The 19,444-nt window shown below is 65.6% G+C and carries 15 protein-coding genes; 11 read left to right on the plus strand and 4 right to left on the minus strand.

The window, feature by feature from the left end; translation table 11 throughout:
- Positions 1 to 270: 270 nt before the first annotated feature.
- From F8S13_19660 to F8S13_19670, 3 genes are all read right to left on the minus strand, one after another.
- Positions 271 to 756 carry a response regulator gene (locus F8S13_19660; protein KAB8141314.1) on the minus strand — a complete coding sequence of 162 codons (486 nt, stop codon included), beginning with the start codon at positions 754 to 756 and terminating at the stop codon, positions 271 to 273.
- A 278-nt stretch (positions 757 to 1,034) separates the two neighbouring features.
- Complete coding sequence (locus F8S13_19665; protein KAB8141315.1) at positions 1,035 to 1,283, minus strand: hypothetical protein; 249 nt, start codon at positions 1,281 to 1,283, stop codon at positions 1,035 to 1,037.
- A 50-nt stretch (positions 1,284 to 1,333) separates the two neighbouring features.
- A complete protein-coding gene (locus F8S13_19670; GenBank protein KAB8141316.1) occupies positions 1,334 to 1,963 on the minus strand; it encodes an MBL fold metallo-hydrolase in 630 nt (209 codons plus the stop codon).
- A gap of 537 nt (positions 1,964 to 2,500) precedes the next feature.
- Between F8S13_19670 and F8S13_19675 the strand changes: the two genes are divergently transcribed.
- The 8 genes from F8S13_19675 to F8S13_19710 all read left to right on the plus strand — a co-directional run bounded on the left by F8S13_19675 (position 2,501) and on the right by F8S13_19710 (position 11,555).
- A complete protein-coding gene (locus tag F8S13_19675; GenBank protein ID KAB8141317.1) occupies positions 2,501 to 3,877 on the plus strand; it encodes a BMP family ABC transporter substrate-binding protein in 1,377 nt (458 codons plus the stop codon).
- 95 nt (positions 3,878 to 3,972) lie between these two features.
- Complete coding sequence (locus tag F8S13_19680) at positions 3,973 to 5,517, plus strand: ATP-binding cassette domain-containing protein (GenBank protein ID KAB8141318.1); 1,545 nt, start codon at positions 3,973 to 3,975, stop codon at positions 5,515 to 5,517.
- Positions 5,514 to 6,554: an ABC transporter permease gene (locus F8S13_19685; protein ID KAB8141319.1), complete on the plus strand. Its 1,041-nt coding sequence runs from the start codon at positions 5,514 to 5,516 to the stop codon at positions 6,552 to 6,554. Before F8S13_19680 ends, F8S13_19685 begins: the two co-directional genes overlap by 4 nt.
- Positions 6,555 to 6,570: 16 nt before the next feature.
- Entirely contained in the window at positions 6,571 to 7,587 is a 1,017-nt protein-coding gene (locus tag F8S13_19690; GenBank protein KAB8141320.1) for an ABC transporter permease, read from the plus strand.
- Between the two features lie 58 nt (positions 7,588 to 7,645).
- Complete coding sequence (gene xpt, locus F8S13_19695) at positions 7,646 to 8,254, plus strand: xanthine phosphoribosyltransferase (GenBank protein ID KAB8141321.1); 609 nt, start codon at positions 7,646 to 7,648, stop codon at positions 8,252 to 8,254.
- Between the two features lie 208 nt (positions 8,255 to 8,462).
- Positions 8,463 to 9,404 (plus strand): cation transporter, encoded by a 942-nt coding sequence (locus F8S13_19700; GenBank protein ID KAB8141322.1) that lies wholly within the window; start codon positions 8,463 to 8,465, stop codon positions 9,402 to 9,404.
- Between the two features lie 77 nt (positions 9,405 to 9,481).
- The gene (locus F8S13_19705; GenBank protein ID KAB8141323.1) at positions 9,482 to 10,900 is read left to right on the plus strand and encodes an aldehyde dehydrogenase family protein; all 1,419 of its coding nucleotides are present in this window, start codon (positions 9,482 to 9,484) and stop codon (positions 10,898 to 10,900) included.
- A gap of 52 nt (positions 10,901 to 10,952) precedes the next feature.
- Positions 10,953 to 11,555, plus strand: a complete 603-nt coding sequence (locus F8S13_19710; protein ID KAB8141324.1) for a formylmethanofuran dehydrogenase — start codon at positions 10,953 to 10,955, stop codon at positions 11,553 to 11,555.
- Positions 11,556 to 11,589: 34 nt separating this feature from the next.
- On the opposite strand, the gene F8S13_19715 is transcribed toward F8S13_19710, so the two are convergent.
- Positions 11,590 to 13,554 (minus strand): glycogen debranching protein, encoded by a 1,965-nt coding sequence (locus F8S13_19715; protein KAB8141325.1) that lies wholly within the window; start codon positions 13,552 to 13,554, stop codon positions 11,590 to 11,592.
- Positions 13,555 to 13,837: 283 nt separating this feature from the next.
- Here F8S13_19715 and F8S13_19720 point away from each other — a divergent pair, with 283 nt between their 5' ends.
- The 3 genes from F8S13_19720 to F8S13_19730 are packed head-to-tail and all read left to right on the plus strand — an operon-like array spanning position 13,838 to position 19,372.
- Entirely contained in the window at positions 13,838 to 15,496 is a 1,659-nt protein-coding gene (locus tag F8S13_19720) for a diguanylate cyclase (GenBank protein ID KAB8141326.1), read from the plus strand.
- A gap of 17 nt (positions 15,497 to 15,513) precedes the next feature.
- Entirely contained in the window at positions 15,514 to 17,910 is a 2,397-nt protein-coding gene (locus F8S13_19725) for a response regulator (GenBank protein ID KAB8141327.1), read from the plus strand.
- Positions 17,897 to 19,372 (plus strand): response regulator, encoded by a 1,476-nt coding sequence (locus F8S13_19730; protein ID KAB8141328.1) that lies wholly within the window; start codon positions 17,897 to 17,899, stop codon positions 19,370 to 19,372. Before F8S13_19725 ends, F8S13_19730 begins: the two co-directional genes overlap by 14 nt.
- Positions 19,373 to 19,444: the final 72 nt, after the last annotated feature.

Here is a 19,444-nt window from a genome sequence, read left to right on the forward strand (position 1 = left end):
ATCCGCCACCGTTCCAGCGTGAAGATAGTACAACGCGCCGTTAAAGGAATTAGGGGTGAGAAAAAGTCTCATTCCACTTATTCCTGTGATGCGCCTATCATATCATAGATGATAGTTGCTTCGTCAAAAAGCGATATCAAAGCCTTAAATTATTATATTTGAGTAAGACACTATAGATAGAGAAGTTTCTTACGCATCATGGGGATTATCTTCAATAAAAATGTGCCGCGCATGTGGCCATGCGCGGCACGTGGACCCAAGAAGCTTTTCTTACCGAGCGATCGACACCGCCATCGCGCTCGGCGCGTCTGGCTCGCCGGTGTGCATGAGCGCCCGCAGCTCGCCCTCGCACAGGGGCAGCAGCAGGGGCTTCTCAAAATACAGCTCCACCGCGAGATCGCTCATCCGCCGACGCAGCGCCGGAGTGGGGATCGAGGCGATCACCACAACGCGGGTGGCCGGATTCACTGTCTTGATCCGCTGAATAAGCTTCAGCGCATGAGATTGGTGCTGAGACGGGTCGATCAACAGCAGGTCGGGCCAGCGTTGCTGCATCAGCGACCAGCCGTCCTGGATGTTCGACGCTATCTTCAGATCCACAGTTGACGCAATCTGGGATATCACTGCGCCGGTTATCTTCGCCGCCTGAGCGTCGGCGTCGATTATCAGGATATATGGGTTCATCCCTGGTCGCTGCTCTTCCTGACGATGAACGATTAGGTGCATATCGCCCCAACCATCGTCAAACAATGGCAAACATAGCGCCCACTGCAAAAATGGTACGCCACGCTGCGAGGGGCCGCTTGGCTCTCAAGTGTACTGGTATTCGGTGCGATCTGGAGTTCAGAAGCGACAACAAAGCGTGGGGAAGGCACAACTTGCAAAAAATAATCGCGCCAGCGTGCGGCTGGCGCGAACCCAGAGCGTATTTCAGCGGGGCTGTGGTGACAAGCGGGCGACCGCTATAAACACAGTATTTTTGGCGATCAGGCTGCTGTCGCGAGTGCCGATAGTGGCTACAACCCGCCGCAGCGCTAGCGCTCGTAGCTGCGCGCGGCGCGCTGATACGCGCTGGCGAACAGGTAGCGGCCCACACCATTCGCCGCCACCTCTTTGATAGCTAGGCGGTGCGCCGCAAGATCATCAAGATAGGCGCGGGCCTCATCGGCGTTCAGGCCGATGCTCTCGGCCACCTCGCGCACGGTCAGCGCGCAACCTGGATTATCGCGCAGAAGGCCCACCACACGCTCGACATTTGCCAGAGTCTTTACTGAGACGCTCATCGGAATTTCCTCCTGCTGCCACACCCAAATGCCCATACTAGCAGCATAAACTATGCCATTGGGCCGCGCCATGTGGCATCGCCGAAGAAACGTCCGTAGTCGCGCGAGAGGAACTTCTCGATCTCGGCGCGCCTGTCGCCCAGCGTGAACGGCTCGCCGTGGCCAGGGTGGCAGCGCGCAGTGTCGGGCCAGGCCAGCACCACCTGCCGCAGGGTGCGCAGGGTGGTCTGGAAGCCCTCGGTGGACCATGTGCGCCCCGGCCCCCCGCTGAAGATGGTGTCGCCCACGATCACATCATCGCCACCCTCGACCGCCAGGCAGATCATGTCCTCGGTGTGGCCCGGCGTCTCGTGCACCGCCACCGCCCCGCTGCCGATGGCGATCCGCTCGCCGTGCAGCACCAGCTGGTCGGGCGCGACATCGCGGATGTAGGGGCCGCGCCGCGAGAGCACCGGCACACCGAGGCGGCGGCGCATCTCGCCCAGCGCGCCCACGTGGTCGGGGTGGGTGTGGGTCAGCACGATCAGGGTGGGCGTGGTGCCGCTCAGCAGCCGCATGAGCGCCTCGGGGTCGGCCCCAGGGTCGATCAGCGCGCTCTGGCGGGTCTCGGGGCAGACCAGGGCGTAGGTGTTCATCGGCCAGGGGCCGACGGATCTGCTGCGAAGTTCAAGGATGCTCATGGGCCTTCACCTCCAAAAAATAGGCTGGCATGTGCTGCTAGGATGATACTACGGCGGGCGAGCAAAAGGCGCGCGCAGCATCTACGGGTTAGGTTCGTTTTCACGCTATGGGCAAAGCCCCGGCATACGATCGCCGAGGCAGCAGGGGTTGGGCATGCAGCGTGCTCCCCGCTATTGTACCGAGAATAAAGCAGGGTTTCAAGCGATGGGTAGGCCAGCAGCAGGGCTTCTGCGTTCTCGTTCGGCAGCACGTTTTTACCACCAAGGCTCCAAGGATCAAAACAGCCGATCCACCACGAAGACACGAAGGAAAAAACAACCGCCGCAGAGCCGGTTTTCCGCATGCGGGCGGATTCCTTGACAGTGTGTAGGGCTTGCCGTATACTCGAAATATCGTATTAAAAGCCGTTAACTTTCGACCCAGAGCGAAGACAACCTAGCACCAAGCGCGTGCTTCTGCCCGACACAGATGTTGGCCGTTTTCCAGGCCACAGTGTGTTGTTTTTTGTGTTTCCGTCAGACTCTTGAAGGAGAAGTATGAACGGCAAGCGAATCTCTCAGTTTGCGAGCGTGCTCGTCGGCGGGATCTTGTTCGCCTCGTGTGGCACCACCCCCGCGAGCACCCCCGCAGCCACCGCGCCCGCCGCAGCCACCACGGCTGCCACCGCCATCACCGAGACGGTGACGGCAGCAGCCACCGCCGAGGCCACCGCAGCAGCCACCGCCGAGGCAGCGGCTACCGCCGAGGCCACCGCAGCAGCCACCAGCGAAGCAAATTCCCCCAGCGGCGCAGTACCCACCGGCAATGGCGAGGCGATCACCTTCGGCCTCGTGCTGGTTGGCCCGATCAACGACGGCGGCTGGAACCAGGCCGTGTACGAGGGCGCGAAGTACGCCGAGGCCAAGATCACCGGCTCCAAGCTGGTCTACATCGACAAAGTCAACCCCGCCGACAAGCCCAACGTGACCATCCCGCAGGTGGTCGATGAGCTGATCGCCCAGGGCGCGAAGCTGGTGATCACCAACTCCGCCGAGTTCAGCGACGGCACGATCGAGTCGGCCACCGCCCACCCGGATGTGAAGTTCATCCACCTTTCCGGCGACGCCGTGCTGAAGGGCACCGCGCCCGAGAACATGGGCAACCTGATGGGCCGCATGGAGTTCGGCAAGATGATCGCTGGCTGCGCCGCCGCGCTCCAGACCGAGTCGGGCAAGATCTCCTACCTCGGACCGCTGATCGACCCGGAGACCCTGCGCCTGACCAACTCGGTCTACCTGGGCGCGAAGTACTGCTGGGAGACCTACCGCAGCAAGCCCGCCAGCGAGCTGGCCTTCGACGTGACCTGGATCGGCTACTGGTTCAACCTGCCAGGCCAGACGCTCGACCCGACCAAGGTCGCCAACGACTTCATCAACGCCGGCAGCGACGTGATCCTCTCGGGCATCGACACCACCGAGGCGCTGGTGGAGGCCGACAAGGCCACCAAGGCGGGCAAAAAGGTCTACGCCATCCCCTACGACTTCAAGGATGTCTGCAGCCAGGCCCCCGACGCCTGCCTGGGCGTACCCTACTTCAACTGGGGCCCCTCGCTGACCAAGGTGCTGGCCAGCGTGCAGGACGGCAGCTTCAAGCAGAGCTGGGACTGGATCGGCCCCGACCCGAGCGATATCAACAACCCCGACACCAGCATGATCGGCTTTGTCGAGGGCGCGGCGCTCACCCCGGAGAACAAGACCACGCTGGACGAGTTCACCAAAAAGCTCACCAGCGGCGAGATCGATCTCTACACCGGCCCGCTGAACTGGCAGGATGGCAGCACCTTCCTGGCGGCGGGCGAGAAGGCCGACGACCAGAAGATCTGGTACGCCCAGCAGCTGCTCGAAGGCATCAAGGGCCAGAGCACCTCGAAGTAGCAGGACAGACATGACGGTATGATACGGTGGCGGAGTGGTATGATGAGTACATCATAGCATCCCGCCGCCGTATCAGCTTTCTGACCAAAGAAACCATGAACGTAGAGATCCGCAATCTGACCAAGACCTTCGGCCCGCTGCGCGCCAACGACTCGCTGACCCTGAGCTTCGCCGCCGGGCAGATCCACGGCGTGCTGGGGGAAAATGGCGCGGGCAAAAGTACGCTGATGAAGCTGCTCTCAGGCTTCCTCAAGCCCGACGCGGGCGAGATCCTGCTGGATGGCAGGGCCGCGCAGCTCGGCTCGCCTGCCAGGGCGCTCCAGGCGGGCGTGGGCATGGTGCACCAAGACCCGCTCGACATCCCGGCGTTTACCGCGATCGAAAATTTCTACTGTGGCAGCCATCGCCTAGCGATGCGCAACCGCACCGAGGCGCGCCGCAAGCTGGCCGAGCTTGCGGCGCGTTTTGGTTTTGCCGTCGACCCCGACGCCCAGATCGCCAGCCTGACGGTGGGCCAGCGCCAGCAGCTAGAGATCATGCGCCTGCTGGCGGGCGGCGCGCGGCTGCTCATCCTCGATGAGCCAACCACCGGCATCAGCGCGGCCCAGGCGCGGGCGCTGTTCGCGGCGCTCAAGCGGCTGGCCGCCGACGGCGCGACGGTGCTGTTTGTCTCGCACAAGCTAGATGAGGTGGCCGAGCTGTGCGACACGGTGAGCGTGCTGCGGGCTGGGAAGCTGGTGGGCGCTGGCCAGATGGCCATGCCCCAGCCCCAGGCCACCCTGCTCGACCTGATGTTCGGCAGCGCAGGCCCGCAGCACGCCGAGGCCCTGCCCGAGCGCGCGACCGCCAGCGGCGATGCCCCGCCCACCTGGCAGCTGCGCGATCTGAAAGCCCGCGAGGGTGTGGTGCGGCTGCGCGGCGTCAGCCTCGACATCCCGGCGGGCGCGTCGGTGGGCCTGGCGGGCATGGAGGGCAGCGGGCAGCAGGTGCTGCTGCGGCTGCTGGCCGGCAGCCTGCCGCCCACCGGCGGCACCATCACGGTCGGCGGCACCGACCTGACCGGCGCGGCCATGCGGCGGTTCCGCGATGCCGGGGTGGAGTATTTGCCCGCCGACCGCCTGAGCGACGGCGTGATCGGCTCGTTCTCGCTCCAGGAGCACTTCGCGCTGCTGCGCCCCGCCAGCGAGCGGCTGCTCAACCCACAGGCCGCGCTGGAGTCGGCGCAGGAGGCGATCGCCTCGTACAACATCAAGGCCACGCCCAGCACGCCGATCGCATCGCTCTCGGGCGGCAACCAGCAGCGAGCCATGCTGGCCCTGGTGCCACCGGATGCGCGCGGCATCCTGCTGGATCAGCCTACGCGCGGCCTGGATGTGGCCTCATCGCAGGTGGTGTGGGAGAAGATGCACGCCCGCCGCACCCAGGGCGCATCGGTGGTGTTCGCATCGGCAGATCTGGATGAAATTCTCGAAAATAGCGACTTTGTGCTGGTGTTTTTTGCGGGAAAGCTCTCGCCGCTGCTGCCGCGCGCATCGCTCGACTTTGCGCGGCTCGCCGAGCTGATCGGCGGCATTGGATTTGACGACCACGGGTTCAGCGCCGCGCAGGGCGCGGCCAGCCCGGCGGAGGCCCAAGCGTGACAACTTCATCTGCATCCCCTAAACCCCAGTGGCGCTCCGGCGCGCTGTTCCTGCTGATCGCCATCGGCGGCGCGCTGATCTTCACCACGCTGGTGCTGCTGGCCTCGGGCACGCCCGTGCTCGAAAGCTACCAGCTCATCCTCACCGGCTGGGCCTCGACCCCGCCGCGCCTAGCCGACACCGTGATGGTTGCCGCGCCGCTGCTGCTGTGCGCGGCGGGGCTGGCCGTCACCTTCAGCGCGGGCCTCTACAACCTGGGCGTCGAGGGCCAGATCGGCCTGGGCGCGGTATTCGCCTACGGCGCGCTGCGGGCCATGCCGGGCGCGCCGCCAGCCCTGCTGTGGGCCGCCAGCTTTGCGGCGGGCGCGCTGGGCGGCGCGCTGTGGGCCTTGGTGGCCGCGCTGCTGAAGCGCTACGGGCGCGTGAGCGAGATCTTCGCGGGCCTGGGCCTGAACTTCCTAGCCACCGGTGTGCTGATGTTTATGATCGCCGGGCCGTGGCGCAAGGCGGGCAGCATCTCGGTGGTCAGCACCGACCAGCTGCCCAAGGATGTGTGGCTGCCCACCATCAGCGCGCTGCGGCTGGCCCCCGCCGCGCCGGTGCTGGCGCTGCTGGCGCTGGGGCTGGTGTGGTTCCTGCTCACCCGCAGCCGCTGGGGGCTTTCGGTGCGCGCCACCGGCCTGAACGCCAGCGCGGCGGAGCGCATGGGCACGCCGGTGACGCTGCGCATGTTCCAGGCGCTGGCGCTCTGCGGGGCGCTGGCAGGCATGGCGGGCGCGATCCAGGTGCTGGGCGTCTACCACGCGCTCATCCCCACCGTCTCTAGCGGGCTGGGCCTGCTGGCGCTGCTGGTGGTGCTGCTGATCGGCTCGCGATCGCTGCTGGCGCTGCCCGTGGTGGTGCTGTTCGCGGCCTTCGCCACAGGCAGCCTCCAGCTGCCGCTGGTGCTAGGGGCCGACAGCAGCATCGCGGGCGTGTTGCAGGATGCGCTGGTGCTGTTCGCGCTGATCGGGCGCGGCGTGATGAGTAGAAAATAGCTTCAAATAGGGAAATATGGACACATCGCAACTGCTTATCGATGCCGCCGCCGTGCTGGCGAGCGCCTCGCCGCTGGTGATCGCGGCTCTGGCCGAGATGATCAGCGAGCGCGCCGGGGTGGTGAACCTCTCGCTCGACGGCAAGATGCTGCTGGCCGGGATGGTCGGCTTCGCGGTGGCCTACAACACCGGCAGCGTGGGGCTGGGCTTCATGGCGGCGGCGCTGCTGGGCGGGCTGGTGGCGCTCATCCTGTGCTTCGTGAGCCTGAGCCTGCGCCAGTCGCAGAACGCGGCGGGCTTCGTGCTCTCGCTGCTCTGCACCGATCTCTCATCCTTCCTCGGCTCGCCCTACAACCGCCAGATCGGCCCCACGGTGCCGCACGCGCCCATCCCGCTGCTGTCGGACATCCCGGTGCTGGGGCCGCTGCTCTTCACCCACGACGCGGTGATCTACAGCAGCTTCCTGCTCATCCCGCTGATGTGGTGGTTCCTGATGCGCACGCGGCCCGGCGTGCTGGTGCGCTCGCTGGGCGAGCGACCGCAGGCCGCCTTCGCGCGCGGCGCGCAGGTGACGCCGCTGCGCTACCTGGTGGTGATCTGCGCGGGCATGCTGATCGGCATCGCCGGGGCGGCCTACACGCTCGATCTCAAGCAGGGCTGGAGCTACCGCCACATCGCGGGCATCGGCTGGATCGTGCTGGCGATCGTGATCTTCGGCGGCTGGAACCCCTGGCGGATCGCGCTGGGCTGCTACCTGTTCGGCGCGCTGCAGACGCTGGCCAGCCGCTGGCAGAGCGACCCGCCCACAGCGTTTGGCGGCCTGCTGGCCAGCATCCCCACCCAGGTCTACCAGGTCGCGCCGTTCGCGCTGATGATCTTTGTGCTGGCGCTGGTGAACGGCCTGACCAACCCCGCCGTCGGGCGCTGGGTGGCGGGCCTGCCCACACCGGTGCGCCGCCCCATCCACTGGTTGATCGCGCGGCTGAGCATGCCTGCCCCGTCGGCGCTCGGCCAGCCATTTGTCCGCCCGTAGCCATGAACTCAAGTCGGCGGGGCGTTTGGCCCCGCCCTCGCTCACGAGGATACACCCCATGACCGCTCTTGCATCGACGGCGCTGGTCGCGCCCTACGCCCCCCTGGCCCAGCGCGTGATCGACGAGGCGACCGTCGTCAACGACAAGATCCTGAAGATCGACCACTTCCTCAACCACCGCATCGAGCCGTCGTTCATGGCCGACCTGGGCCGCGAGATGGCCCGCCGCATCGCGCCCTTCGCCCCCGACCTCATCCTCACCGCCGAGGCCAGCGGCATCGCGCCCGCGCTCTCGGTGGCCACCGCGCTGGATGTGCCCATGGTCTACGCCAAAAAGTACGCGCCCACCGTCGAGATGCCCGCGCTCTCGCGGATCGTGCCCTCGGCCACCAAGGGCAGCGACTACCGCCTGGTGATCTCGGCCCGCTATCTTCCGGCGGGCGCGCGCGTGGCGCTGATCGATGATTTTCTGGCCAATGGCCGCACCGCTGTGGCCCTGGCCGAGATCGTGGCCGAGGCGGGCGCGCAGCTGGTGGCGGCGGGCTTCTTGGTCGAAAAACTGTTCCAGGATGGCCGGGCCAAGATGGCCTCCCACGATGCGCCGATCGCCGTGCTGACCCAGGTGGAGCGGCTGGAGGCTGGGCGCGTGATCGTGGCTGGGCTGTAAAGCGTTTTTGGGCCGCCCGCTCCTGATTTTTTGGCCAGCCATAATATTTAGCGCAGCAAGATCGGATATTTTGTTCCCTCTTGCCTAGAAGGTACGACGCCTGCTATCATAGTGGCAGGCGTTGATTTTTACACTCACAGCGGCACATGCCGACCGAAACACCCTCGTATTTCTGTCGCATGTGCTGCTGTGTCTTTTTTGCACTATGATGACAACAGCACACACCCGCACACCGCAGCCATCCTCCCCTGCGCCCACCCGCTTCGCGTGGCTCTCGATCGCTGCGGCGGTCATCACCATCGCGATCAAATTTGCTGCCTACATGGTCACCGGCTCGGTCGGCCTGCTCTCCGACGCGCTTGAGTCGGTGGTCAACCTCGTGACAGCCGTTCTCACCCTGATCATCCTGGGCATCGCTATGCGCCCGCCGGATGAAGAGCACGCCTACGGCCACTCCAAGGCCGAGTACTTCTCCAGCGCCGCCGAGGGCATCATGATCGTGGGCGCGGCGGTCAGTATCATCGCTAGCGCGGTGCCGCGCCTGCTGGCCCCGCAGCCGCTTGAGTCGGCGGGCCTGGGCCTGGCGCTCTCGCTGGCGGCCACGCTGGTGAATCTGGTGGTGGCCCAGGTGCTGCTGCGCGCCAGCCGCACCCACTCCTCAATCGCGCTAGAGGGCGAGTCGCACCACCTGATGACCGACGTGTACACCTCGGGCGGCGTGCTGGTGGGCATCCTGCTCGTCACCATCACCGGTATCGAGCGGCTCGACCCGATCATCGCGCTGCTAGTGGCGCTCAACATCATCTGGTCGGGCGTGAAGCTCATGCGCAGCTCGGCGGATGGCCTGATGGATGCGGCGTTGCCCGCCGAGGATCGCCAGGCGATCATCACAGTGCTCGACCGCTACGTGGCCGAGCAGCAGATCGGCTACCACGCGCTGCGCACGCGCATGGCCGGGGCGAGGCGCTTCACCTCGATGCACATTCTGGTGCCGAACACCTGGACGGTGAGCCAGGGCCACGATATCGTCGAGCAGATCGAGCGCGACATCCGCGCCGCCCTGCCGGGCACCACCGTGTTCACCCATCTGGAGCCAATCGAAGACCCGACATCATTTGAAGATACCAATCTCGACCGCTCGGCGGTCTAAGCGCCGCCACAAATAGCCCGCCGCGTCCTGCGGCCTCTGGTATAATTTTGTCACCTACAAAGCAACCGGAGGTCGCAGTGGACGACTATCAGTTCTATCTCGCGGGGGAGTGGCGCTCGGGCCGCCCCTACACCATCTTCTGCCCATTCGACGGCGAGCCGGTCGGCAGCGTGCAGCGCGCCGATGCCACAGATGTCGAGCGCGCCATCGCGGCGGCGGCGGGTGCGTTCGCACAGACCCGCAGACTGCCCGCCCACAAGCGCGCCGCCATCCTGCGCAGCATCGCACGCCAGCTCGGCGAGCAGGCCGAGGACATGGCCCGCACCATCGCGCTGGAGGCCGCCAAGCCCATCCGCCAGGCCCGCGCCGAGATCCAGCGCAGCATCCTCACCTTCGAGGCCGCCGCCGACGAGGCGGGCCGCAGCCACGACGAGGCGCTGCGCATGGATGCCACGCCCGGCGGCGAGGGGCGGCAGGGCTTCGTGCGCCGCTTCCCGGTCGGCCCGATCGGCGCGATCACCCCCTTCAACTTCCCGCTCAACCAGGTGGCCCACAAGCTCGCCCCGGCCATCGCTGCAGGCTGCCCCGTGGTGCTCAAGCCCGCCCCGCAGGCCCCGATCACCGCGCTGCGGCTGGCCAAAATCATCGCCAACACCGAGTGGCCCGCCGAGGCGCTGAGCGTGCTGCCGCTGGATGTGGCCGACGCCGCCCCGATTGTCGACGACGAGCGGCTGCGGCTGCTCACCTTCACTGGATCGGTGGCGGCGGGCTGGGCGCTGAAGCAGCGGGCGGGTAAGAAGAAGGTGACGCTGGAGCTGGGCGGCAACGCCGCGTGCGTCGTCCACCTAGATGCCGATCTGGCCCTGGCCGCCGCCCGCTGCGCCACCGGCGGCTACTCCTACGCGGGCCAGTCCTGCATCAGCGTGCAGCGCATTTTCGTGCACGACTCGGTCTACCAGACCTTTCTGGATGCCTTCGTGCCGCTGGTGCAAGATCTGAAAATCGGACACCCGCTCGACGAGCAGAGCGACCTCTCGGCGCTGATCGACGAGGCGGCGGCTGGGCGGGTCGCAGGGCTTCTGGATGAGGCGCGCAAGGGCGGCGCGCAGGTGCTTACCGGCGGCGGCTTCCACGGGCGCGCACTGGAGCCAACCGTGCTGATCAACACCGCCCCTGGTATGATGGTCAACAGCCAGGAGGCCTTCGCGCCCCTGGTGACCGTGCAGACCTACACCGACTTCGACGATGCGCTAGCGCGGGTCAACCAGAGCGCCTTCGGCCTGCAGGCGGGCGTGTTCACCCGCGATATCGGGCGAGCCTTCCAGGCCTTCGAGACGCTGGATGTGGGCGGCGTGATGGTGAACGACGTGCCCACATGGCGGCTCGACCCCATGCCCTACGGCGGCGTGAAGGACTCCGGCATGGGCCGCGAGGGCCTGCGCTACGCGATCGAGGACATGACCGAGCCAAAGCTGCTGGTGCTGAACCTGGGCTAGCGGCCACGGCGGGGGCGGGCGCACCGCCCCCGCCACCCAGATAGGTGAGATCATGACCCCAACCCTATCGCTCGACGACATACTGGCACAGCTGCTGCCGATGCACCGCCATATCTGCCCGCGCCAGGTGCTGGGCGTGCGCATCGGCATGTGCGCCGCCGAGCTGCTGGGCCTCTATCTGCCCCAGGAAGACAAGCGGCTGCTGGCCTTTGTGGAGACCGACGGCTGCTTCGCCGATGGTGTGGCAGTGGCCACGGGATGCTGGATGGGCCACCGCACCATGCGCCTGATCGACTACGGCAAGGTCGCCGCGACCTTTGTCGACACCCGAACCAACCAGGCCGTGCGCATCGCGCCCAGCCCGCACGCCCGCGCCGCCGCCGCCCAGGCCCTGCCCCACGCCAAGAGCCGCTGGCACGCCCAGCGCGACGCCTACCAGACCCTGCCCGACAGCGTGCTGCTGTGCGCCACGCCGGTCGAGGTCACGCTGCCGCTGGCCCAGATCATCGCGCGCCCCGGCGTGCGGGTCAGCTGCGACACGTGCGGCGAGGAGATCATCAACAGCCGCGAGGTGCTGCGCGGCGCCCAGACGCTCTGCCAGAGCTGCGCGGGCGAAACCTACTACCGCGACGTAGTGCGCGAGGCCATAGCCTAGCGGCGGGGCGCGCTTGCCCCGCCGCCCGAGGAGGCTAGGCAGCCGTCTCGCGCCAAGCCCGCAGCACCTCGGCCACGCTCCATGCCTGCTGCGGGCAGCCGCGCGGCGCGTGGGGCGCATCCCCATCGAAGATCTCGCTAATGCTGCCCACCCCGCCGCCGTGCAGCAGGTGGCCGACCATTGGCTCTAGGAAGCTGCGCGCCGTAGCCGCATCGCCGTAGGCCCGCAGGTGCGCCCGCACAAACGGCCCGATCAGCCAGCCCCACACCGCGCCCTGGTGGTAGCTGCCATCGCGCAGCTCCAGGTTACCGCGATAGCCGCCCACATACGCCGCATCGCTCGGCGTGAGGCTGCGCAGCCCGTGCGAGGTCACCAGCTCGCGGGCGCAGGCATCCACCACCGCCCGCTGCTTCCCCGCATCCAGCGGCGAGTGCGGCAGCGAGACCGCGAAGATCTGGTTCGGGCGAACGCTGGGGTCGACGCCATCTGGCCCATCGATCACATCGTAGCAGCATCCCCCCGCAGCGTTCCAGAAGCGCCCAAAGCTGGCCCGCACCCGCTCGGCATCGACCTCGTAGGCGGCGGCATCGCGCCCAAGCGCGCGCGCAAACCCCGCCGCAGCGAGCAGCGTGTTGTACCACAGCGCGTTAATCTCCACCGGCTTGCCGATACGCGGCGTCACCACCCAGTCCAAAAACTTGGCGTCCATCCACGTGAGCTGCACACCCGGCTCACCCGCGTAGATCAGACCATCGGTGGGGTCGACGTGGATCTGGTAGCGCGTGCCCCGTCGGTGCCACGCGATGATCTCCTCCACCGCCGGGAGCAAATCGCGCAGCAGCGCGTCATCGCCGGTGGCCTCATGGTAAGCGCGGATGGCCTCCACATACCACAGAGTGGCGTCCACGGTGTTGTACTCGGGCACCTCGCCCGCGTCGGGGAAGCGGTTCGGGATCATGCCCTGGTCGACAAAGCGGGCAAAGGTGCGCAGGATACGCGACGCCACTTCGGGCCTGCCAGTAGCCAGCGTCAGCCCCGGCAGCGCGATCATGGTATCGCGGCCCCAGTCGCTGAACCACGGGTAGCCCGCGATCACGCTGCGGCCCTCGGCGTCGTCCGCCAGCGGGCGGCGCACCACGAACTGGTCGGCGGCCAAGGTCAGCTCGGCCAGCGCCACATCGGCGGCAGCGCCGGGGCTGGCCGCCACGATCCCGCGCTCATAGGCCTGGCGTTCGGCCAGCGCCGCCGCCCCATCTAGCGAGGGCGCGGCCTCGGTGCTCAGCACCATCGTCAGCGACTCGCCCGCCCGCAGCGTCGCGCTGAAGTCACCCGCGTGCAGCAGATCCTCCATCGGCTCCTGGCCACGGTCGGCCTCCGCCGCATACCACAGCCCGCGCCGCCACTCGGACACCGGCTGGGCCGCCGCGCCATCGCTCAGCAGGTAAAACGGCCCATGCGCCGCATCTCCCTGCACACGCAGGCCGTGGGGCACCGCATCCACGGCCAGGCCCAGCAGCCGCGCCCGGGTGAAGCCGTGGTAGTCGCGGTGCGTGACCAGCGCGGCCAGCCGCAGCGCCAGCGGCCCCGACCCACGGCGCAGCGTATAGCGCACATAGGTCGTGTTGGCATCCTGCTGCATCCAGACGCGCTTCTCAAGCAGCGCGTCGGCCAGCGCATAGCGCCACACCGCAATCCTGCCATCAAGCGAAAAGCGCTCGATCAGGCGATGCCCGGCAGCGCCAAGCCCGCCCACCCAGCGATTTGTGCTCAGATCATAGGAAGAATCGGCATAGAGCGCCATCTCATCAAGCTTTGCAGCCAGCAGCGTGCGGCCCAACGGCGGGTGCAGCGCGGCGATCAGCAGGCCATGGTAGCGCCGGGTCAGCTCGCCCGAGATCGTCCCCATCGCAAACCCGCCGATGCCATTGGTCACCAGCCACTCACGCTCGCTGGCCTGCGCCACATCGCCGCAGATATCTCGCCCAAATACGACAGCCATACCATTCCTCCGCAACACACCAATGGCGGGCACCAGCCCGCCAGATAAACGTCACGGCCTATAGTAGCACGATATTTGCCCCACAGTTTGTCATCAATCCGGCGCAATTCTGCTCACACCAGCAGCCTATCCGTGAGTATGATACACAGCATAGCACGCCCTTTGCAGGCCGCCACCGCCCAACAATAGTATGTAGCACCAAGCATTCCCAACCGCAGGCGCGCTCTGACAGATCGGCAAAGAGCAGGCCCAGACTGCACCAAGATATGCGCGGGAGAATACCATGACCGTGGATGCAACCAATCTCCTTTTTGAAGAACGCCTTCGAGCCCTCCGGCGAGCGTATATCGAACAGCTGTGGAAAACATCCGCCGAGCTTGACCTGCACCTGCAGAACTTGCAGAGCGGACAGTACCCGATCGAAGATCTCGAGCAGCTGCGGCTCACCGCCCATGGGCTGGCGGGGTCGGGGGCGACCTATGGGTTCAGCACCATCAGCGAGACAGCTGGGCGGCTCGACCGCTACATCCAGAGCATCCTGGAAAGTAAGATCAGCGCCACCCAGACCCAGCTCAACTATATCTCGGCGCTGCTCAACGACCTGCGCGCCGTGCTGGCCAAGCTCCCATCCGAGCCAGCCAGCACGCCCGCCATCCCCAACGAATCGCCCGCCGTGCCGCGCTTCCCCCACGACGTACGGCGGATTGTGATCTGCGACCCCGACCCGCTCACCAGCGACGACATCGCCCGGCAGATCGCCAACTACGGCTACAGCGTGGACATCTTCAGCAGCGCCGAGGCGGCGATCGATCATATCGGCACCACCGCACACTCGGCGATCATCAGCGACATCTCGTTTATCAACAGCTGGCAGAACCTCAACACCTCACAGCACCTGCAGCTGCTGTTCACCGCCACTAGCGACGACTTCGCCACACGGCTCAAGGCCGTGCGGGCCGGCGGGGTCGCCTTTCTCACCAAACCGATCGACCTAGGCGCGCTGATCGACACCCTCGACACCTTCACCGCCGCCCGCGAGATGGAACCATACCGCATTCTGATCATCGACGACCAGCCGCTGCTGGCCGCCACCTACGCCACCACGCTGCGTCAGGCCGGCATGGTGGTCTCCACCGTCACCAACCCGCTGCGGGTGATGAGCACGCTCGGCGAGTTCCACCCCGATGTGCTGCTGCTCGACATGTATATGCCGGGCTGCACCGGCATCGAGCTAGCCACCGTGCTGCGCCAGCAGGCCACATTCGTTGGCATCCCGATCGTCTTTCTCTCCGCAGAGACCCAGCTCGACCGCCAGATGGATGCGCTCAAGCGCGGCGGTGACGACTTCCTCACCAAGCCCATCCAGCTCGACCACCTTGTGACGGCGGTCGCCAGCCGAGCACAGCGGGCCAGGCTGCTGCGCTCGGCGATGGTGCGCGACAGCCTCACCGGGCTGTACAACCACACTACCACCAAAGAGCACCTCAAGCGCGAGCTAGCCCGCGCGGCCCGCCAGGATCGCCCGCTCACCTTCGCCATGATCGACATCGACCACTTCAAGCGCGTCAACGACACCTACGGGCACGTCGTGGGCGATCAGGTGATCAAAAGCCTCTCGCGGCTGCTGCAGCAGCGGCTGCGCAAGACAGACATCATCGGGCGCTACGGCGGCGAGGAGTTTGCGATCATCCTTCCCGATACCGACACGGTCGGCGCGGCCAAACTGCTCGATGAGATCCGCGAGCGCTTCTCGCAGGTGCGGCAGAACGCCGATGACATGGCCTTCTCCTCCAGCATCAGCTGTGGGTTCGCCAGCTTCCCCGAGCGCTCGGATGCCGCCACGCTGGTAAGCGCCGCCGATCGCGCGCTCTACGATGCCAAGCACGCGGGCCGAAACTGCGTGATGCAGGCAGTCCTCGATCAGGCCGAGCGCGCATCCTAGTTCTCATTGTTCAGCCTATGCAAACACGACGCATATCTGATACTAGCAGCCCAGCACAACCGCCTATGCACCGCCAACTTATCGAGCAGATCCGCACGCATCTGGGCAGCATCGACATCGAGGAGCGCTGGAAACCGCTGTTCGCCGCGATCAGCAGCACCTACGAGCAGAGCGACGAAGAGCGCAACATGCTGATCCAGCAGAACAGCTACCTAGAGGCGCTGCACCACACCACGTTCGGGCTGCTCAACCAGCACGATCAGAAGACGCTGCTGAGAGAGATTGTCACCCGCGCCACCGCGCTGCTCGGCACGCCCGACGGGGGCCTCTTTGTGATCGATGCGGAGGGCAGCAAGCTGGTGCTTGAGGCCGCCAGCGGCATCTTCACCCAGATTCTGGGCGGCGAGATCGAGCGCGGGGCCGGGCTGTGCGGTCGGGTGTGGGATCTGGGCAAGGCGCTGACGGTGTATGACTATATCGGGTGGGCGCATCGGCTGCCCACGCTCGACCCACTGCAGCTCCACACGGTGATCGGCGTCCCGCTGACCTCGCATGGCGCCATGATCGGCGTGTTTACCATCGCCTACGCCGAGACAGAGCATACCTTCTACCAGTCCGAGCTCGAGCTCATCGATCGCTTCGCCCAGCTCGCATCGCTGGCCATTGAGAATGTGAAGCTCTACAACGAGCTAGAGCAGCGCGTGCTGCAGCGCACGATCGAGCTTGAGGAGATCAACCAAGAGCTTGAGCGCGAGATCGCCGAGCGCATGCGCACCGAGGGCCGCCTGCGCGAGCGCGAGACCACCTACCGCCTGCTCACCGAGTACGCCACCGATGTCATCTCGCGGCACAGCCCCGATGGAACCTACCTCTATGTCTCGCCCGCCTCGGCCACCACGCTCGGCTACCTGCCAAATGCGCTGCTTGGCCGCAATATGCGCGATTTCATCCACCCCGACGACGTGCGCACTATCACCCACTTCACCACCGAGCTGCTGGACAAAGTGAACAACTACAGCATCAGCATGCGGTTCCGGCGCAGCGATGGTAGCTACATCTGGCTGGAGACCACCACGCGGGTCATCCGCCACCCCGAAAGCAACCAGGCCGCCGCGCTGATCGCCGTATCGCGCGATATCAGCGAGCGCAAGCGTGTGGAGCTGGCCCTAGAGGAGGAGCGACAGCTGCTGGCCATGCGCGTGGAGGAGCGCACCGCCGACCTGCGCCGCGCCAACATCGAGCTGGCGCGCGCCGCCCGCCTCAAAGACGAGTTCTTGGCCAACATGTCGCACGAGCTGCGCACCCCGCTAAACGGCATCCTGGGCCTTTCCGAATCGCTTCAGGAAGAGGTGTATGGCCCGCTGATCGCTGATCAGAATCAGGCGCTGCAGATCATCATCGAGAGCGGGCGGCACCTGCTGGCCCTGATCAACGACATCCTCGACCTCTCGAAGATCGAGGCCGGCATGCTCACGATCGAACGCCACCAGATCGAGATCCCGCGCGTCTGCGAGATGAGCCTGCGGATGATCCGACAGTCGGCAGTGCAGAAAAGGATCCACGTCGAAACCTGCATCGACCCCGCCGCAACCATTATGTATGCCGACGAGCGGCGGCTCAAGCAGATCTTGGTCAACCTGCTGGGCAACGCGGTCAAATTCACCCCCGAGGATCGCAGCATCGGGCTGCACGTGACCACCAACACCGAGGACGACACCATCCAGTTTCGCATCTGGGACACCGGGATCGGCATTGCAAAGGAGGATCTTGGGCGGCTATTTCAGCCCTTCACCCAGCTCGACAGCAAGCTCTCGCGGCAATATGAGGGCACCGGGCTAGGGCTGGTGCTGGTGGCGCGCATGGTCGACCTGCACGGCGGCAGCATCCAGGTGGCCAGCGAGCCTGGTAAGGGTAGCCAGTTTACCATCACGCTGCCATGGCACCCACTTGGCAGCGAAAATCCTCACGAGCTAGCGCTGATCGAGGGCAAGCCAGCCGCCCCAGCGCGCCACACAGCGCACAAGCGCACCATCCTGATCGCCGATGATAACGAGATCAACATCCTTACCTTTAGCGACTACCTACGGCAGAAGGGTTTCCATATCGTCGTTGCAAGAAATGAGACCGAGATCTACACCCACCTCAGCCAGAGCATATCGCTTATCTTGATGGACATCCAGATGCCCAAAAGCAATGGGCTAGATATTATCAGAACTATCCGGCAGCAGCTGGACAAATACCAACTGCCGATCATCGCACTGACTGCGCTAGCGATGCCGAGCGACCGCGAGACAAGCCTGGCCGCCGGTGCCAACGCCTACCTCAGCAAGCCGGTGAGCCTGCGCGAGCTTGTCAGCACGATCGAGCACATCCTTAGCACCTACCAGGAAGGAAAGAACCATGGAACAGCCTAGCATCGTCCTGATTGTGGACGATGAGCCCATTGGGAGGGCCACCCTTGAGGGGCTGCTGCGGCATCATGGATATCAGCTGGCCTTCGCCGCCAATGGGCAGGAAGCCCTGGCGCAGGCCGCAACCCTGATGCCCGATCTCATTCTGCTCGATGTGATGATGCCACACATGGATGGCTATGAGGTCTGTCGGCGGCTGCGCAACAATGTGCACCTAGCCGACATCCCGGTGATTATGATCACCGCGCTGGATGACCGCGAGTCGCGGGTGCGCGGGATCGAGGCCGGTGCCGACGACTACATCGGCAAGCCGTTCGACCGGGTAGAGCTGCGCACCCGCGTGAACACAATCACACGGCTCAACCGCCACCGCCGCATCATGGCCGAGCGCGCGCGCTTTGAGTGGGTGGTGGAGCACACCGATGAGGGCTACCTGGTGATCAACAACCACGCCCGGCTGGTGTACGCCAACCCGCAGGCGCGGCGCTACCTGGGGCTGGCGCAGGGCGAGATGGTGTCCGGCGACTTCTTCCAGCTAATCGAGAAGCAGTATGTCTGCGAGCCACGCGACGCCTGGGAGCAGTGGCGCAACAAGAGCGGCGATCTGGCAGGCAGGCCGCTCTACCTCATCCACCCCGAGACAAACGCAACCCAGACCTTCTGGCTTGAGATCGACTCGCACGACTTCCCTAACGGCAGCGATGGGCAGCGCCTGATCCGCCTGCGCAACGTCACATCGCAGGTGAACTACCAGCGCGACATGTGGAAATTCCACAGCATGGTGACGCACAAGCTGCGCACACCGTTTATCGGCATCAGCAGCCTGCAGATCCTCGGCCAGCACGCCAAGAACATGTCGCCAGACGAGATCGCCGAGTTCAGCCAGATGGTGGCCGACGGTGCGGAGCGCCTGCGCAGCTCGATCGAGGATATCCTTCAGTACATCAGCATCCCAGGCATCGTGCGGCAGGCCGGCAAGTGTCCGCTCAGGCTGATCGAGAATCTGGTGCAGGAGCTGAACAACAGCGAGCAGTTCGGGGCGATCTCGGTAGCATACCAGCCGGGGCTGGAGGATGTGCAGCTGCCTGTTCATCCGCAGGGGCTCGATCTCATCCTGCGCGAGCTGCTCGAGAACGCGAAGAAGTTTCACCCCAGCCACGAGCCGACCATCGAGATCATGGCGCTGCGCGGGTCGGGCAACAATGTGCTGATCCAGGTACGCGACAATGGCACCACGCTCTCACCCGAGCAGCTCAGCCAGGTGTGGGTGCCCTACTACCAGGGCGAGAAATACTTCACCGGCGAGGTCTCGGGCATGGGGCTGGGGCTGCCGATGATCGCATCGCTGCTGTGGAGCGTGGGCGGCAGCTGCAATATGCGCAACCGCGAGGATGGCCCGGGTGTGATCATCGAGATGCGCATCCCGATCGCGCGCGAGCGCACCCCCGAGTCGGCAGCGGCCTAGCCAGGGGCGCGGCGGGCCAGCGCCAAGATGGTACAATACGAGGATAGTATCGATACCACCGAGGAGAACTCT

Source organism: Chloroflexia bacterium SDU3-3 (genome assembly GCA_009268125.1).
Classification (GTDB): domain Bacteria; phylum Chloroflexota; class Chloroflexia; order Chloroflexales; family Roseiflexaceae; genus SDU3-3.

Coding starts and splice junctions, on each gene's coding strand:
- F8S13_19715 (KAB8141325.1), bottom strand. CDS start 13,554: ATGGCTGTCGTATTTGGGCGAGATATCTGCGGCGATGTGGCGCAGGCC.
- F8S13_19730 (KAB8141328.1), top strand. CDS start 17,897: ATGGAACAGCCTAGCATCGTCCTGATTGTGGACGATGAGCCCATTGGG.
- F8S13_19690 (KAB8141320.1), top strand. CDS start 6,571: ATGGACACATCGCAACTGCTTATCGATGCCGCCGCCGTGCTGGCGAGC.
- F8S13_19725 (KAB8141327.1), top strand. CDS start 15,514: ATGCAAACACGACGCATATCTGATACTAGCAGCCCAGCACAACCGCCT.
- F8S13_19680 (KAB8141318.1), top strand. CDS start 3,973: ATGAACGTAGAGATCCGCAATCTGACCAAGACCTTCGGCCCGCTGCGC.
- F8S13_19670 (KAB8141316.1), bottom strand. CDS start 1,963: ATGAGCATCCTTGAACTTCGCAGCAGATCCGTCGGCCCCTGGCCGATG.
- F8S13_19700 (KAB8141322.1), top strand. CDS start 8,463: ATGACAACAGCACACACCCGCACACCGCAGCCATCCTCCCCTGCGCCC.
- F8S13_19665 (KAB8141315.1), bottom strand. CDS start 1,283: ATGAGCGTCTCAGTAAAGACTCTGGCAAATGTCGAGCGTGTGGTGGGC.
- F8S13_19720 (KAB8141326.1), top strand. CDS start 13,838: ATGACCGTGGATGCAACCAATCTCCTTTTTGAAGAACGCCTTCGAGCC.
- F8S13_19675 (KAB8141317.1), top strand. CDS start 2,501: ATGAACGGCAAGCGAATCTCTCAGTTTGCGAGCGTGCTCGTCGGCGGG.
- F8S13_19710 (KAB8141324.1), top strand. CDS start 10,953: ATGACCCCAACCCTATCGCTCGACGACATACTGGCACAGCTGCTGCCG.
- xpt (KAB8141321.1), top strand. CDS start 7,646: ATGACCGCTCTTGCATCGACGGCGCTGGTCGCGCCCTACGCCCCCCTG.